This window comes from Priestia sp. ABM2_011, assembly GCF_056158845.1.
Map to the genome: position 1 here is coordinate 3,511,508 of NZ_JBSWUB010000001.1, position 14,415 is coordinate 3,525,922.

Annotated in this window: 11 protein-coding genes; 3 read left to right on the forward strand and 8 right to left on the reverse strand. The window is 36.9% G+C overall.

What is annotated here, in order from left to right; translation table 11 throughout:
• Nucleotides 1–22 precede the first annotated feature (22 nt).
• Entirely contained in the window at nucleotides 23–1,561 is a 1,539-nt protein-coding gene (locus tag ACXAE4_RS18760; RefSeq protein WP_224980051.1) for an ABC transporter substrate-binding protein, read from the reverse strand.
• A gap of 291 nt (nucleotides 1,562–1,852) precedes the next feature.
• On the opposite strand from ACXAE4_RS18760, the gene ACXAE4_RS18765 reads away from it, so the two are divergent.
• The gene (locus ACXAE4_RS18765) at nucleotides 1,853–2,599 is read left to right on the forward strand and encodes a gamma-glutamyl-gamma-aminobutyrate hydrolase family protein (RefSeq protein ID WP_154989049.1); all 747 of its coding nucleotides are present in this window, start codon (nucleotides 1,853–1,855) and stop codon (nucleotides 2,597–2,599) included.
• 140 nt (nucleotides 2,600–2,739) lie between these two features.
• On the opposite strand, the gene ppsA is transcribed toward ACXAE4_RS18765, so the two are convergent.
• The 3 genes from ppsA to ACXAE4_RS18780 all read right to left on the reverse strand — a co-directional run bounded on the left by ppsA (nucleotide 2,740) and on the right by ACXAE4_RS18780 (nucleotide 7,605).
• On the reverse strand, nucleotides 2,740–5,346 hold the full coding sequence (gene ppsA, locus ACXAE4_RS18770; RefSeq protein WP_154989051.1) for a phosphoenolpyruvate synthase: 2,607 nt from the start codon (nucleotides 5,344–5,346) through the stop codon (nucleotides 2,740–2,742).
• A 368-nt stretch (nucleotides 5,347–5,714) separates the two neighbouring features.
• A complete protein-coding gene (locus ACXAE4_RS18775; RefSeq protein WP_033578688.1) occupies nucleotides 5,715–6,098 on the reverse strand; it encodes a hypothetical protein in 384 nt (127 codons plus the stop codon).
• 361 nt (nucleotides 6,099–6,459) lie between these two features.
• Complete coding sequence (locus ACXAE4_RS18780) at nucleotides 6,460–7,605, reverse strand: M20 family metallopeptidase (RefSeq protein WP_223546515.1); 1,146 nt, start codon at nucleotides 7,603–7,605, stop codon at nucleotides 6,460–6,462.
• Nucleotides 7,606–7,982: 377 nt separating this feature from the next.
• Between ACXAE4_RS18780 and ACXAE4_RS18785 the strand changes: the two genes are divergently transcribed.
• Nucleotides 7,983–9,410, forward strand: a complete 1,428-nt coding sequence (locus ACXAE4_RS18785) for a YfcC family protein (RefSeq protein WP_098999829.1) — start codon at nucleotides 7,983–7,985, stop codon at nucleotides 9,408–9,410.
• A gap of 59 nt (nucleotides 9,411–9,469) precedes the next feature.
• Nucleotides 9,470–11,581 (forward strand): sigma-54 interaction domain-containing protein, encoded by a 2,112-nt coding sequence (locus ACXAE4_RS18790; RefSeq protein WP_475236606.1) that lies wholly within the window; start codon nucleotides 9,470–9,472, stop codon nucleotides 11,579–11,581.
• A 34-nt stretch (nucleotides 11,582–11,615) separates the two neighbouring features.
• Here ACXAE4_RS18790 and ACXAE4_RS18795 read toward each other — a convergent pair whose 3' ends face one another.
• The 4 genes from ACXAE4_RS18795 to ACXAE4_RS18810 form a co-directional block, all read right to left on the reverse strand.
• Nucleotides 11,616–11,993 carry an SMI1/KNR4 family protein gene (locus ACXAE4_RS18795; RefSeq protein ID WP_475236608.1) on the reverse strand — a complete coding sequence of 126 codons (378 nt, stop codon included), beginning with the start codon at nucleotides 11,991–11,993 and terminating at the stop codon, nucleotides 11,616–11,618.
• Nucleotides 11,994–12,006: 13 nt separating this feature from the next.
• The gene (locus tag ACXAE4_RS18800) at nucleotides 12,007–12,522 is read right to left on the reverse strand and encodes an SMI1/KNR4 family protein (protein ID WP_034264737.1); all 516 of its coding nucleotides are present in this window, start codon (nucleotides 12,520–12,522) and stop codon (nucleotides 12,007–12,009) included.
• A 285-nt stretch (nucleotides 12,523–12,807) separates the two neighbouring features.
• Entirely contained in the window at nucleotides 12,808–12,978 is a 171-nt protein-coding gene (locus ACXAE4_RS18805) for a YolD-like family protein (RefSeq protein ID WP_475236610.1), read from the reverse strand.
• 13 nt (nucleotides 12,979–12,991) lie between these two features.
• Nucleotides 12,992–14,257 (reverse strand): Y-family DNA polymerase, encoded by a 1,266-nt coding sequence (locus ACXAE4_RS18810; protein WP_475236613.1) that lies wholly within the window; start codon nucleotides 14,255–14,257, stop codon nucleotides 12,992–12,994.
• Nucleotides 14,258–14,415: the final 158 nt, after the last annotated feature.

Consider the following 14,415-nt stretch of genomic DNA (forward strand, 5'->3'; position numbering starts at 1 on the left):
TGTTTATTAGAATAATAAGATATTATTTTGTTAAACTCATATTGTAGAAAATTGGACCTAAATTATACTCATAGCCTTTTGAATTGTTAGAAACGGCATTGATGTTCACTTTATGACCAATAAGCGTGAACGGAAGCTCGTCCCATACGTATTGCTGGATGGCATCAATGTCACCGCGAGCTTCTTTAACAGAAGGAGCAGCTTTAATTTTGTTTAAGTAGTCCATTGATTTTTCAACTGATGTACCTTTTGTCGTCCAGAATCCTTGGAAGATGGTAGAACGAGCATTCCAGTCAACAGGATAGATGTCCCATTGGTTTGTATCACTCATTTTATCGCTGAATGTCGCCCAGTCGTATACTTCTAATTTTACATTCATACCAATGTCTTTTAATTCTTGTTGAACCACAACAGCTGTATTGTATTGATCTTGGTAATCACGAGACGCCATTAAGCGAATTTCTTCTCCGTTATAACCAGATTTCTTCAAATATTCTTTTGCTTTTTTCTTATCATGCTGGTTATATTCTTCTTTTCCAGCTGTACTGTAGTAGTTTGGATACTCTTTGTTCACAATGGATGAAGAAAGCTTGTAATAATCTGAGCTTCCGTAAGAACTGTCTAAGATATCTTTTGAGTTAAGAGCTGCGTTAACTGCTTTTCGCGCATGGATGTCTTTAAAGACGCCTTTATCTGCGTTGTAGAAAAGTCCCATAAATCCGCCTGGTGATGTTTCTACTTTTGCATTTTGACTGCCTTCAACTTGTTTGGCATTATCGCTTGACACAGATAGCGCAACGTCAAATTGTCCGGTTGTAATACCAGAAATCCTAGTTGACTCATCGCTTACGAAACTAATCTTAATTTCATCGACGTGGGGAGTTTTCTTAACTTCGCGGCCTTTCGAAGAATAATCTTTAAATTTTTCTAATAAAAGATATTGATTTTTCTTCCACTCTTTTACTTTATATGGACCTGTTCCTATGTAGTCTTTGATCCCTTCATCAGATGCATTGTCAACCACTTCTTTTGGTAAAATAGCTGCTGCGGGGATTGGATCAGCTAATAAAGATAGCGTGTTAACATTTGGTGATGGTAAATGAAGCTCTACCGTATAATCACCGGTTTTTGTCATTTCAGCACCAGAGAAGTTTGTTTTTCCAAGGGATGATAGCTTAATCCAGCGGTTAATAGAAGCGACAACGTCATCTGCAGTCATTTCTTTACCGTTATGGAATTTAACCCCATTTCTTAATTGGAACGTGTATGTTTTTTTATCATCGCTAATATCTACTTTAGACGCTAAGTCAGGCTTAGGATTTCCTTTGTCGTCTAAAATCATTAACCCTTCATAGATACTGCGCGTTGCATCTTTCACATCTGAGTCCCCAGTGATTTGAGCATCTAGCGTTGCTGGCTCACTTTGAGACGCGACGTTTAGCGTTCCGCCTTCTTTTCCTTCTTTTTCACTTGAAGTATTTTTACTTGCGTTACCACTGCACCCTGCTACCATGAGGACAATGGTTAAAAGAGAGATGAAAAGTAAATAAGTCCTTTTCACTAAAATCACTCCTATTTCCTTGTATAAAATTTTAATCCGACTATAATAAGAAGAATAGTAGGAATGTGAACAATTGTAGCACTACCTTCTACCTTTGGCAATTAGTATTTTTGACACACAGAGGCTATTATACCATTTTCTATTAAATAAATATGGTATATATGTATAATAGTTGAATAAAAGAACCATTTATTTCTTATAAAGCAAGCGATTGAAAACACTTTATCAACGCAGTAAAAAAGAAAAAACATCTTAAGAAATGGTAATTTAACAAAAAAGGAGAAAACAACAGTGGGATTTTTAATTGGTATATCAGGAAGCATTATTGTGGATCAAGGAGGACGCTTTCCAGGCTATAAGCGAGCGTATGTGAATAACGACTATATCGAATCAACAGCGCTAAGCGGCGGAGTTCCTTTTATCTTGCCAGTACTAGAAGATGAAGAAATGATTAAAGCGCAGGCAGAAAGTATAGACGGGTTGATTTTATCAGGTGGACAAGACGTCAATCCCCTTTTATACGGTGAAGAACCGACAACCAAAACAGGTTCACCTTTTTTAGCACGAGATCAGTCTGAACATCTATTGTTAAAGCATGTGATTGATCAAGGAAAGCCCGTATTAGCGATTTGCCGCGGTTTACAAATTTTAAACGTTGCTTACGGCGGCACGCTTTATCAAGACATGTCAGACATTAAAGAGTCATTTATCAAACATGATCAATACAACAATACAAGCGACCCTTCTCATTCCATCATGATTAAAGACGGAACACGCCTACATGACCTTTACGGTAATCAAGCTCTTATTAATTCATTTCACCATCAAGCGATTAAAGACGTAGCTCCAGGCTTTGAAGTTTCCGCATGGGCAAAAGACGGAGTCATTGAAGCCATTGAAAAACAAGGAAATCAATTTGTAGTCGGCGTCCAGTGGCATCCAGAAATGATGGCAAAAGAACATAATTCAATGCTGAACTTGTTTAAGCTGTTTATGGAGCATGTGCAGCAGACAGCTACGAAAAAAGTCAGCATTTGACGTTTCAATCTACTTTGTTACCAATATAAAAAAGGCAGGCCATTGTGGCCTGCCTTTTTGTATGAACTGAAGATGCGCAAAGAAATCTAGACAAATCTTCATCTATTAATTAGATAAAATAGTGCAAATATTTTTGGCTTTTACAGTATTTCAATATACCCTTCTGTTCCATGTACGCGAATTCGCTGACCGTCTTTTATTAGCCGAGTAGCATTCTCTACTCCGACAACCGCGGGCAATCCGTATTCGCGGGCAATGACTGCGCCGTGAGTCATCAGTCCCCCAACTTCCGTAACAAGCCCCTTTATCCCTACGAATAACGGGGTCCAGCTAGGGTCAGTAAAGGAAGTGACTAATATATCTCCATCTGATAGATTAGCTTTTTCCATGTTTAAAATGACGCGCGCTCGCCCTTCTATCACTCCGGAAGAAACCGGTAAACCTACAATTGCTTGGGACGGAAGGTTTTCTCGTTTATACGCACCTGTAATAATTTCACCTTGAGACGTAATCACACGCGGAGGTGTTAGCTTTTCATATAATTTGTACTCTTCTTTTCGTTTACTGATGATTTGGTAATCCAGTTTATGTGTGCGCACAACTTCTTGAAGTTCTTCAAATGTCAAATAGTATATATCTTCTAGTTCATCAATAACGCGGGCTTTTACTAGCAGAGCGGCTTCTTTCAGGAGAGCCTGCTTATAAACAAAATAACGGTTAATCATCCCGTATTTGGGATATTCACGATAACCGATAAAATTTCGGAGGAGATCAATTCTTTCTTTTGTTTCTTTTGCTTTTTGTTCGCCATCGGGCAATTGCTTTAATCTACTTAATAGCTCTTTCTCTTTTTTTAAGGCTTCCTGCAAACCTTTTTCAAATTTTTGTTTGCTGGCGTTAGCCTCAAAGTTTTTAATATTACCAAGAATCACAGGGATAAGTGCAGCTGGCTTTTCGCTCCACCGAGTTTTCGTAATATCGATTTCGCCGGGACATCGCATTCCGTATTTGCTGAGATAATCATAGATAGCGTCTTTGGTTTCCTGTCCGCCTTCTAACTTAACCAGGTTCTCCAAAAAGTTATCATCTTTTACATGTTTTAAATAATGAATAACTTCTGGATAAGGACGAATTACATCTGCGACATCCAATAGCGCCAGACCCATTTCTGAAGTAATATTGTTTGGTACAGATTGAGAAAGCGCGTCTGCTGCGTTTTTTTCACCTAACCATGTCTCCATTTTTTCATTAATCCATGATGAAGCATCCATAGCGGCCATAAACACAGCTGTACTTTGTGGATCAAATAAATTCTTCTTTAATGTCCCGATATCTTCTGAAATAAAATCGACTAATTCCGACCCTGACTTCGTTTGGATGGTTTGTTTTAGCTCTTTTATTGATGCTTGATTCTTCTTGATCAAGTCAAAAACGATCGTAAAGTCGTTTTCGATTTGTACCTTAGGCTTAGTAGGCGGCACGCTTTTATTGCTTTTACCGGAACTTTGATCATTAGATAAAAATTTTATGAAATCTCCTCGCTCTATTATGCTTGTAAGTGCGTCTTTCATGAGCGGATCATGCTGTCCCATGGCACCTAACATCATTTTTCTGCTGTCAGGTGAAGCCAGCATAGGGGTGACATCAACAAACAGCCTTCCACCGGCTGTACGCATCGGTGCATTAGTCGTTAACAGAAAAAAAGACAATCCCAGTGGTTTCATGGCATCGGTCATCATTTGTTGGTGTCCAACAGATACATACACGTGATTTTCTTGATCAGCTGCTTCTGGAATTGGATATAAAGTAGTGATTGGACGACTTTGGACAATATAAAATGTATCATCAGCCAAGCACCATTCAATATCTTGAGGACAATCAAAATAAGCTTCAAGCTGTCTTCCAACGCGTTCTAATTGTAAAATTTGAGAGTCAGTGAGCGCTTGATTTTTTTGCAGATCAGAAGGAACTTCCTTGGTTTCTGTTCCACCTTCTTTTAATCCGTAGATAGCTACCTTTTTAGCTGCTATTTTTTTATCGACGATTTCTCCTTCTTGTACTTTATAGCAATCGGCGGATACCAAACCAGATACCAGCGCTTCTCCAAGTCCAAATCCTGCATCAATGGATAGCAGCTTTCGATTAGAAGTGACTGGGTCAGCGGTAAACAAAATACCTGAAGCCTGCGGGAAAACCATTCGTTGAACAATAACCGATGCGTGCACTTGACTATGGTCAAATCCATTTTTTATACGGTAGGTTACCGCGCGATTTGTAAACAGGGAAGCCCAGCATTTGCTAATGTGCTCAAGGATGGCTTCTTTGCCTCTGAGATTTAAATAGGTGTCATGCTGACCAGCAAAAGAAGCATGTGGCAGATCTTCAGCTGTCGCACTTGAACGAACTGCATAAGCATGCTCTTCCCCAAACTGAGAGAGAGAATGAATAACTGCTTTTACAACGTCAGAAGGAATTTTTATTTCCATAATGGTTTGGCGAATTTTTTCGCTGATTTCACCAATTTGATCTCGATCATCAGCATTTAGCATCGTCAGCTGGTTCAGTAACGCTTGAAATGTTTCATTTTGTTCAAGAGCTTTTTGATACCCGGCCGCTGTCACGCAAAATCCTTCCGGTACTTGTATTCCTTGAATTTTTGATAACGCGCCTAAATTTAAAGCTTTTCCTCCAACAAGTGAAAGCTGTGTATCTTTTATTTCTTGAAAGCTAAGAACTAAAGAGTTCATTCAACATCTCTCCTAACCGGTAATGTTTTATTGATTTTACCAGCAGTAAATGAGAATAAACAGTCTATATCGGCATTTTTTTATGTGGTATAATTAAAGTAGGAAGAGAAATACACAACTTTTTGTTTGCGTTTACATATTTGGGAGTTGTATAACTAACTTATCTAATTGATTTGTATCCTTTTTAAAGCAGATAAGCACACGCCTCATAACGCTGCTATTCTTCCCTCCTCGTTTGACTGCAAGAGCATTTTTTTCAATGTTTTTAATCACTTTATCTTCTCATACAGAATGAATTTCTTTTTACCCCTTCTTTCAGCTAGTCATCTGAAGAGTCTGGCCCATCAAATGACTAACTCTCTTTTTTGCTATTTTGAAACCATAGCGTTACGAATGTATCTCTTCGCTCGCTTTCTAGCAACTGTATAAACAATCATCTGCAGTACAAGCGCCGCAAGGCTTATGAGTACGATTTGCTCAACCGAAGTAACAGGCGAAAAGTATTTTTCCCATTTTGGATCAGGAAGTCTTAACGCGTTATAAAAATATGAAGTACTAAAAGAAACGATATTTCCTAAAATAAGTGACAAATCTGCTCTAATCAGCCCGCTTAGATAAGATAGTACGACTGTAACCATGGCCATGATTATATAGTTTATTTTTGAATCATCTTCAAAATCTTTTCGTATAGATAGATAAACATATGGAATGCAGTAAATGGTAAAAATTATAAAAGGAAGTATTCTTCTCATATAGTAATCTCTCCAATATTTAGGATTCGACATAGTTCTCTATTATTATAAATGAACGAAGAGAATTTTTTCCAGTTTTTTGTGCACAGCGAGTGTAGAAATACCCATATGTATCATGATTGTTTGTAAAATCATTTCTTAAGGCAAAGTAAAAAGCACTCTTGTGAGTGCTTTTTTACAGCATATTTATTTAAGCAGCACATGTGTTTATTCAACTATTCTTTGTTTACTAAAGAATAGTGCGTCTTTATATACTACTGCTGCGCTCATAGAGTTTTTAATTGTAACTGAACTTTTTCATTTTCACGCCCGGCGTACTGTTTTTCCGTTTGGCTAAAATGATTAAATTGTAGTGTAATCCTTATATTTTCAACAATAAATTAGCCAATAAAGATGAACGTTCAGCTAGCTTATCAATTTGTATATGTTCATGCGCAGCATGAATTCCTTTACCACAAGCACCTAAACCATCCAGTGTAGGAGTACCTATCGCGGCGGTGAAATTTCCATCACTGCCCCCTCCAACAGCTTCCTCTGTTAACGCTATATCTAATTCGTTAGCAATAGATTGAGCGCATTCGAATAGTTCCTTTGTTTGTTCAGTTTTGACCATAGGAGGTCGATTCATCCCGCCAGTTACTTCAAGTTTGATTCCTTTTGAAAGTGGTTTTAAGTTTAAAATGATGTCCGTCACTCTTTTTGCCTCTTCTTCTGTCGAGACACGCAAATCAATATTTGCTTCTGCGTATTCGGGAACCACGTTTATTCCACTTCCTCCAGTAATTGTTCCCACATTAACAGTTGTCCCTTTTTGATAGTCAGTTAATCTTTGTAGTACTATTACTTGTTTAGCTAATTCTTCAATCGCATTTACACCGTCTTCATGATGATTACCGGCATGAGCTGCACGTCCCCATATTTTTAAGTTGAAAATCCCTGCCCCTTTACGAGAAGTCTTTAAGGCTCCTGAACCAGCCACAGCAGGCTCAGCAACGAGCACGGCTTCACTTTTTTTAGCTTCCTCTTCAATATATTTTTTAGAGGCAATCGAACCAATTTCTTCATCGGAGTTGCAAAGAAAAACAATTTTTTTATTAAGAGGAAGCTGCAATTCTTGAATTGCTTTTATTGCCCATAGAGATTGAATAATTCCCCCTTTCATATCCAAGATTCCAGGGCCAAACAACTTGTTTCCTTCTTTTTTAAGTTTAAGTCTACCTTTCTCCCAAACCGTATCAAAATGTCCTATAATTAAAATTTGTTGTTCTCCTTTTCCTATTGTAAACTTCATGTGATTTCCCACTTTATCTTCTTTTATTACTTCATAGTGTTCCACATCTAATCGGTATTGGAACAGGTCAGTTAAATATGCACCACATTCGTCTACTAACTTTTTATTACGTGAAGGCGATTCTTTTTTTACAAATTTAATTAAATCATCTAGCATAGCTTGTTCATGTTCTTCTAAATAACTATGAATAGTTTGCGGTGTTAACAACTTACCCAATATAATTCCTCCTCTGAGCTCTACAATATCTGTTTGGTGAGCCGTACGCGGCCTCAATTAATACCAATGCAAGAACCTTGCCAACTTTGTTTTCTTAGTAAATTTGTATATTTTTAATTTACTTTCTTTTTATAGGATGTTTTTTGTTTGGTTAATAACCTATAAACGATCCTATAAATTCTATTCTTTTAATGTAAAATACTTTAAAGGCTTAATTTAGGGGTTTAAGTATTTGGCATGCTTTTTGCATTTATTGTAAGTGTGTAAAGTAACAAAAATTTTCAGGGGTTTAAAATTCTGAATAATTAAAATCATTAGAGAGGAGCGAGCATTTTTCTGAACTGTGTACAAGTTAAATTGAAGGGGGATTTATATTTATGCAATCTACAGCTGAAAAAACAGTCCATAAACCTATTAAACGTAAGTTATTTAAACCTGACGCCTATGTCCTTTTATTTTATATTTTAATCTTCTGCACTATTGCTACGTACCTTGTTCCATCTGGAGTATTTGATCGAGTAAAAAAAGGTGACATTACCATGACCGTTCCTGGAAGCTATCACTTGGTTAAGTCCACTCCTGTTAATTTCCTTGAGATTTTTACAGCTATTCAAGCTGGAATGGTAGCTGGAGCGCCCCTAATTTTCCTTATTTTATTTACAGGTGGCGCACTAGCTGTTATTGATAAAACCGGAGCCATTGATACATTTATTCGTAATGTTATAAATTTATGTAAAGGAAGAGTTCTTCTTCTTATCATTCCTATTTGTTTAATGTTTTCTATACTAGGCACCACAGGGATCATTGTTAATTCTGTTATAGCTTTTATTCCAATAGGAGTAATGATTGCGCGTAAATTAAAATCAGATGCCATTTTTGGCGTATCTCTTATCTATCTTGGTACGTATGCAGGATGGAATGTTTCATTAATAAGTCCACAAACCTTAGGGTTATCCCAACGAATTGCGGAGCTTCCTTTGTTATCTGGGATGAGTTTTCGTATTGTGATTTATCTAACTTTTCTATTGTGTACCATATGTTATATCTATTGGTATGCACGTAAAATCAAGAAGGATATTAGCCAAAGTATTTTGGGTTTAGACCGTTTTCCTAATTCTTTAGGTATAAACGAGAACGAAATAAAAACAGAGAAATTAACATTGCAACACAAAATTGTTTTATTATTTTCAGGAGGTTCTCTATTAGCATTCATTATCTGCACACTTATCTTTAAATGGACTGAAAACGAGATGGCAGGCTTGTTTATTTTTATTGCTATAGGTGCAGGGATTATTTCTCGTATGAAAGTTAATGATATTGCTAAAACATTCATGGATGGATGTCAAAAACTTGTATATGGAGCTTTAATTGTAGGAATGGCACGCGCAGTCATTATTTTGCTTGAGCAAGGCCAACTTTTAGATACAATTGTTCATGGCCTTTCAACTCTTTTAGCGCCCCTTTCTCCAGTTACTGGAACGTTAGGTATGTTCATAGGTAGTGCCGCTATTCACTTTTTAATTTCATCTGGCTCTGGTGAATCAACGATGTTAATGCCAATACTAGTACCGCTTGCAGATTTGTTACACATTACCCGTCAAGTAGCCGTACAGTCCGTTTTGTTTGGTGAGGGAGTAGTAAACTGTATTAATCCAACATCAGGGGTTTTAATGGCTATATTGGCTACTAGTGGTATCTCATATGGTAAATGGCTGAGATTTATGATTCCTTTAACTGTTATCTGGGCTGTATTGGCTGCTATCTTTTTAACGATTGGTGTATTAATAAAATGGGGTCCTTTTTAATTCCATTTAAAATCTGATAGAATAAGAGCAAAATGCAACCGTGGGGTAAGGAGAAAATAATGAAAAAACCTACTATACTTCTGGTGACTATCAGTAAAAAAGTATGCAAAACATTTGAGGAAAATCTAAGGATGTTTTTTGGATCGAAAATTCGTATTGAGACATGTTATGAATCTCTACAATTAAATAAGGAGATGATCAATAAAGCAGATTTGGTTGTATTATCAAGCCCAGTGCTTGAAGATACTATTAAAGTCCTGAAACCGAGCATTCCTGTTATGCTTGCTAGACGATCTATCCGAATTGCGAAGCTAGAGCAACTTCTAGATTTGGCTCCTCAAACAAAAATTTTATTGGTTACTAATTATATACAGAATGTTAGAGATTCTATTGACCTTCTGCATGCGTTTGGTTTTGGTCATTTAACATTAATTCCTTATGTGCCAGGAGTTACAAATGCCAAAGAGACTCACAACATCGAGCTGGCAATTACACTTGGACAAGTTGAGTTAGTTCCTAGTCATATAAAAAAAATTATTGATTTAGAGAACCGACCTATCGATCTAACAACTATGCTCGATATTGCTCGTCTTTTAAATCTATCTTTAGAAAATGCTCATTTTTATACAGCAGAATTCTTTAGGGATTTTGTGAAAATGGGAAGGAATTTATCATTATCTATTCAGAATGAGAAAGAGTTAACGCAGAAATTAGAATCTGTTTTAAATGCAGTCCACGAAGGAATTGTAGGGCTAGATGAAAAAGGATTCATTACATTAATTAATGAAGATGCTCATCGAATTCTACAACTCCCTTCTATAAACTATATTGGAAAGCATTACAATGAGGTTATACCTAATTTTCAGATTAGTGAAAATTTAAATAAGCAGAAAGAACAACTAGATAGCATATTTCAAATAAATAACCGATCGATGCTAGTGTCTAAAGTCCCATTAACCTTTAATCAAAAATTTACAGGACTGGTCATTACGTTTCAAGATGTTACGAGAGTTCAAAGAATGGAACAAGAAATTAGACGGAAAAGTACAGAACTGGGTCTAATAACTAAATACTCATTTGATAATATTATTGGAAACAGCCATTTAATTGTATCCGCCAAACAGAAAGCAAATCGTTTAGCTCAAAGTGACTATACAGTTTTGATCACTGGAGAGAATGGGACAGGAAAAGAAGTCTTTGCCCAAGCCATACATAATGATTCTGAAAGGAAAGATGGACCGTTTGTAGCAGTAAATTTTGCAGGGTTAACCGAGACTTTAATCGAAAGTGAATTGTTTGGTTATGAGGGTGGAGCATTTACAGGCGCTAAAAAAGAAGGCAAAATGGGATTGTTTGAATTAGCTCATAATGGAACTATTTTTATGGACGAAATTGGAGACGCTTCTTTAAATATTCAAGCATCCCTTTTGCGAGTCCTTCAGGAACGACAGGTAATGCGTGTAGGCGGTCATAAAGTTATACCAATTAATGTACGAGTAATTGCTGCAACCAATAAAAACTTACAGGAAATGATTAAGGAAGGTACGTTTCGAGAAGATTTATATTTTCGGTTCAACGTCTTACCACTAAACATCCCGCCACTTCGAGAAAGAAAAGAAGATTTATTTATATTAATAGATTTCTTCTTTAAGCTAAATAAAAAAAGGTTAACATTTGATTCAATTGTTAAAGATTTTTTAATAAATTATAATTGGCCAGGCAATATACGTGAGCTCGAAAATTTCATTCGCTATTTAATAGTTATCGTCGAAGGTAATACAGTAACTAAAAATCACCTGCCAGATCAAATTTTGTCATCACAAAGGCCTTCTAATTTAGCAAATGATTCATTTTCGGAGATTGAAGAAGCTCTTCTCTTTTTAAAAAATGGAAGGTTCACAGAAGATTATAAATCTATACTAAAAATACTAAAGGTTTTTAAAAAACAGGGCTTAAATATAGGAAGAGGAGTTATGCAAGAAATGCTCCCTTATTTCCTTTCTGATTCACAATTGAGACGTCGGTTAGCTACGTTAAATAAGGTTAAGTGTATTAAAGTCGGAAAGAGAAAACAAGGAACAGAGATTACAGAATTAGGTATAGAAGTACTAAGTCAATTTGAAAATTTGATGACTGCTAATGAAAAAAAGGCTGTTACTCTTTTGGAGTAACGGCCTTTTCGGTAAGTATTTAATTAACCCATAATTAAGTAACATCTTCTACAAACTCTTCTAGAGAATCATATATTTCTAAAGCGTCCCATTCACCCATACCATGTTCAGCTGTAAAAACTGGATAATCTTCATTCGCTATATCAATAAAAAGCGGGTCACCGCCGATTTCTTCATCATACCCTATGACAAACCAGCTTTCTTGCCAATCTCCTTCTTGATTTCCTATAAGGGAATTTGCTTCTAGACCTTCTCTATAGCCTAATTGTCCATCTAAAAACTCGCTTTTAAGATAGATATAATAAGGAGTAGAAAGAATTTCTCCCACTTCATCTTCAAATTCTACTTTCACTGACGTACCTGGAAGTGCTTTAAGAATTTTATAGATTCTCTCTATATCCGGCTTTGTCATTTGCTTCTCCCCTTTAATGATCTGTATGATTTATCGTAGCCATCACCCATTCTTCTAAGCTATCTGCTATTACTTCACGCTGTTCCCAATCGTGCCAAAAGGTGATAATTTGGCCGACTTTTCCTCCTTCATCAGGATCCAAGTCTATACAAATATCGTCTCCTCCTCCATTCGTGGCAATCGAAATCCAACGCGGGTTCCACCACAATTCTTTTTTCACTGGTCCAACAGGTTCTACTTCTGGAAAATCTTCAAATTCTCCTCCATCTAAAAGCTCTTTTAAGGTTTGCCACGTATACAGAATCTCCTCTAGAGGTAATAGAGTATAATTTTCAATAACTCCTATATACTCATCGCTCTGTCCATTATGTATCATTAACCAGTCTTTAAGGTTTTGGGGGAAGGTTAGTCCCATCTTTTGTTCAACCGCTGCAATTTCTGATTCAGCAGCTGCTTCGTTAAGTGTTCCTACTGCTTCTGGCCGATTTATTCTCAACCACTGTTCAAATTCATGCCAAACCTGCTTCATTTTAAAAGCCCCCTTATATAACATTACTAAATGAATCTATGAAAATGATCCTGTACTTTTTAAGCTTATACTAATTATGTATGGAAATCTTATGTAAATAAACTGTTTTATTATTTTCTACTACATGAAACGAACATCGATGAGCTCGCTTAACCTCATTTTATTCGTTTAACTCAAATACGTCATCAATGAAAATAAATACAGTCTCCTAGAGAATCAACAAACTGAATGAATCCTGTCTCTGTTATACATTGGCCCTTCTTATAATAGGTAAGGTACACTTGTTTATTTGTATGTAAGCGCTTCAATCAAAGTGAAATTAATCTGTTCCATTTGCTCTTCTGTTAAAACAGGTTGAGCTACTTCTGCTTGCTTATTTATCATTTCCTTTAATCCTATGTATTGCTCTGGCATAGTGGCGAATGGACGCCATTTTTTCATTCCTCTAGATTCCATATCTTTTTCCTCCTTAAGCTTTATGGCCACCTATAAGGCCGTTTCGATAACGAGCTGTTGAATGAGGAAGGTGACTAGACGCACGTAGTACACTATTCTTTCCATAACGCAGCCGAATGTCATCAATCGTTTTGGCAAGAGCATAGGCTCTTTCACGCTGGTCAATGTCCTCAAATAAGCTCATTTGCTCCTCTTCTTGAATGCTTGTGTTCGATAAGGAAATGCCAATGGAGCGAATCGGCATGCCACTATCAAACGTATGTAAAATGGTTAAACAATACGGAAAGATATCCTGGCTTAAGTTCGAAGCTCTCCCCATTTTCTTTTGTCTGGAGAAGCCTCCACCTGTTTGTTTGCTGTAGCCAATGGATAAATGGATCGTTTGAGCCACCACTTGATGCATGCGTAAGCGAAAGCAAACGTCGTCCAATAGCTCTAACAGCAATAACTCCACTTCTTTTCGGTTTGTATAATCGCGAAATAGAATCTGACTCTTTCCAAAGGAACGAGAACTAGGAATGTACACATCAGAAATGCGACTGTAATCAATGCCATTCGCATGTTGGTGCAACTCTTCGCCTAGTATGCCAAATTCCTTTTGTAACATCTCTTTTGAAGAAAGAGCGAGTTCCTTTATGGAGTGAATGCCCAAACGATTTAAGCGCCTTTCCGTAGCAGACGAGATCCCCCAGAAATCCTTCATCGGATGAATGGACCACAACTTAAAGGGAATATCCTCATATCGCCAATAGGCAACTCCTGTTGGGCTGTTCTTGGCTTCATGATCTAAGCTCACCTTCGCCAGTAAGAGATTCGGACCGATACCTGCGGTAGCTGTCAGCCGTGTCTTGCGATAAATCTCGTTGATGATTTTATGGGCCAGTTCTTCTGGTGTTTGAGCGAATAAATGCAACGAAGCTGTCGCATCAATAAATAACTCATCAATGCTATACGCATGAAAGTCTTCAGGAGCCACATACTGTAACACCAAACTCGAAATATAGTTCGAAGCCTTGATATATCTCTCCATGGATGGATTCACCACATGGATATCTTTCCTTTTAGGAATGTCGAAAAGACGACTTCCTGTTTTGATCCCTTCTTTCTTTAATAAAGGTGTGGCAGCTAGCACAACCGATCCCGACCGTTTGATATCTCCTACCACCGCAAGCCTTGTTTTCAACGGATCTAATCCCCGTATGACAGAGGAAACCGAGGCAAAAAACGATTTCATGTCAATACAAATAATGACTCTGTTTGGTAGCTGTCCATCATCCATTAAAAGAACTCCTTAAATAAAAGAACGTTTGTTCTGTATATTATATACGAACAAACGTTCTTTATTCAATAAAAATTCTAAAGTTTTCCCGATTATTGCTATCACTTACAAAGAGTTTATTGGTACATTAAAAGGGTCAATGGTTGTATAACGTAAAA